At 42.5% G+C, this 2955-nt stretch carries 3 protein-coding genes; all 3 read left to right on the top strand.

Annotated features, from left to right (window positions below; all coding sequences use genetic code 11):
- Positions 1–388 (top strand): hypothetical protein (locus tag Q3886_RS09790; RefSeq protein ID WP_301861278.1); only part of this gene is annotated, 388 nt, incomplete at its 5' end.
- Positions 385–2088: an AAA family ATPase gene (locus tag Q3886_RS09785; RefSeq protein ID WP_301861276.1), complete on the top strand. Its 1704-nt coding sequence runs from the start codon at positions 385–387 to the stop codon at positions 2086–2088. The genes Q3886_RS09790 and Q3886_RS09785, both read left to right, overlap by 4 nt.
- Positions 2089–2254: 166 nt before the next feature.
- Positions 2255–2955 (top strand): hypothetical protein (locus Q3886_RS09780; protein WP_301861275.1); only part of this gene is annotated, 701 nt, incomplete at its 3' end.

Below are 2955 nucleotides of genomic sequence, written 5' to 3'. Positions count from 1 at the left end.
CATGAATGATACTACAAGAGCGTACTATTTGCCAGTTAACTTATCCAAAGAAAAAGGCAAGACGGAGCTGGATACGGAACATAATGCAGATAAGGCGGCTATGTACAAAGCAATTTGTGAGTTGATTACGGATTCTTCTTTTAAAAAAGTTATGGGAAGTCAGCTTCACAGCTTTACTGGACAAACCGATGGGTATTGGAAAGATTTGGCTGCTAAAGGCCGTACCTATATGATTATTGGAATGAATACCGGTGATTACGTTCGTTCTGCCGGACAGACAGGCGGAGATTTGTCGTATGACGATATTATAAATATGTTCGTAATTCTTGATGGAATTTATTACAAGAGTAATGTCTCTTCTCATTCAATCTGGTATATGGAGGTATGAGAATTAAAAAAACGACAGTAGCCAGACTGGCATCGTATGTCGATGCCTTGCGGCCCATCCTTTATATTAGCCATTTCGATTCCCAGGTTATTGATGAGGATATTAAACAGATCCGTGAAGGAGCTAATTGTGTAGAATTTAATAATGCCTTGGGAGCCATTGATTTTCTGGATAAACATCAGATGCAGGAATGTAATTTGGAACAGTTTTTACTGCATAATATGGACGAAGGATTCGATCAGCCTACCTTTCTAATATTACGGGATATTCATAAAGAGTTGCAAGAAAACCCGCAAGTTGTTGCGCTCTTAAAGATGATTGCTGAAAAGGCCATGTACTTAGAAGGGTATAGTACGACTATTTTTATCGTATCTGAGACGGTCGTCATTCCGCGGGAACTGGAAAATTATATTACTGTTTTTGATCTTCCTCTTCCGGATCTTGCAGAGATTCAGAAACAAATTCGCCAGTTCATAGCCGATTTGCAGATAGTTGTAGATGATGACATTATTCGCGAACTGGCCGTATCCTTTAAAGGGCTCAATGAATTTCAGATTCGTCAGATTTTAAATCTAGCTTATCAGGATGGTGGATGCATTGATCGGGAAGATAAGCAGCTCATCCTGTCGGAAAAAGAACAGCTTATTAAAAAATCAGGCATGCTGGAAATGATACGCTATTCGTCTTCGCTGGCAGACATTGGCGGTCTGGAGCATCTCAAAACGTGGCTGCAGCGAAAAGCCAAGATTTTTGCCAACCTTGATAAAGCTATGACCTTTGGCGTCGATATGCCCAAAGGTGTATTGATTGTCGGCATGCCGGGATGCGGCAAAAGCCTGACTGCAAAAGCGGCAGCCAGTTTATTTGAAATTCCTCTGGTGCGCCTAGATGTGGGCCGGCTCCTGGGAAAATATGTCGGCGAATCAGAACACAATATGCGCCGGGCCTTGCAGTTGGCCGAAGCGATCAGTCCCTGTGTATTATGGATTGATGAGCTGGAAAAGGCCTTTTCCGGCGTAGGCGGGACAAACGGCAGTGATGTGACGATGCGGCTCTTTGGCCAGTTCCTGACATGGATGCAGGAAAAAGATAACACTGTCTTCATCGTAGCTACGGCCAATGATATATCACGGATTCCGCCGGAATTCCTGCGTAAAGGACGCTTTGATGAGTTATTCTTTGTCGATTTGCCTAACGGCGAAGAACGGCGAAAGATCCTGGATATTCACCTGAAAAAGCGCCATAAATGGAACTCATCTATTGATTCCATTGCTTTAATTAAAGAAACAGAAGGATTTAACGGCGCTGATTTGGAAGCTGTTGTCAGTGAAACTATTGAAACGGCCTTTCTGGAAGGGCGTACCGAAATTACGACCGATGACCTGCTGGATACAGTAAAACATACAAAGTCTATTTCAAATACCTTGAAAGACAAGATTAAACAGATTCGAGAACTGATTCAGACCATGGATATTCAGCCTGCTAGTGAGAGTGATATAAAGAAAGATACAAGTGAGAAGCGCGTAAAGAAAGATACTAAAAATCCCGTTCGTAACGACAATAGTACGGCAAGTCGACGCGGCGTTTATATTATTAAGCCAGAAAACGAGGAATCTTGTCAATCGAATACAGTCGGACGACAAGAAGAAAAACACGAAGAAGCCTACAAGAGTAATATGAATCGCCGAAAAAAACAATAAGAGAATAAAAAAAATAATAAAAGTGACGAGGGGTTTTGGTCAGTTTTAAATGATTACTTTTAAAAATAATTAGAATTGATAGTACTAACACCCTGTTATAGACAGACTGATTCTTTGAAATGTACGTAAATAAAAAAGAGTTATTGGATATAAAGGAGCATATCATATGAATAAAACAGATATTTTATGGATAGATAAAGAGTTTGCCCCGAAGCTTTCAGATCAGGAAGCACGGGAACTGCAAAAACTACAGACTCAATTTATGGATAGTTATGCTGCTCATACCGATATGGAGCTGGGGGCATGGCTGCAAATGGAAATGGGTAAGCACCTTCCCGACCGAAAGCCAGATGAAATTGCGCAGATGAGCAAGGATATTATTCAGACTTTGAAGATGCAGCAGGAAAAGAAAGACTCTCTTGATAAAGCCATTTCACAGGGACGGAGCAAGGAAGCGTGGTTTGCCAGTGAAATGAAGAAAGCCGCAGCTCAGCAAAGTACGCAGGAAGCGGCCCAGTACCTGCAAGGCCTGGATGATGCTGTAAAAACGGCTAATGAAGCACTGGAAAATACCTTTCGTACGCAGTCGGGAGCAATCAGTCAGAATCCCAATCTCGACGGCTTTTTGGCAGAACAGCACCATGCGCAGACCTTTAATATGAACGCCCAGGCCCGGGGCAGTGAATATAGGGCTGAAGTGTTGGAGCCTGATGGCCATGGGTATGGCAAAAATTCTGTAGATGTAGTTATCAAAGATGGGCAGGGGAATATTGTCCGCCGCTATCAGATGAAATATGGTAAAGATGCGGCAGCGACAGAAAAGTTGTTTGAACACGGCGATTACCGGGGACAGCAGAAAGTCATTCC

The sequence above is a fragment of the uncultured Megasphaera sp. genome, from assembly GCF_958350005.1.
GTDB lineage: Bacteria > Bacillota > Negativicutes > Veillonellales > Megasphaeraceae > Megasphaera.
The sequence above is the reverse complement of the archived record's forward strand: the minus strand, read 5'-3'. Positions and strand labels throughout refer to the sequence as shown.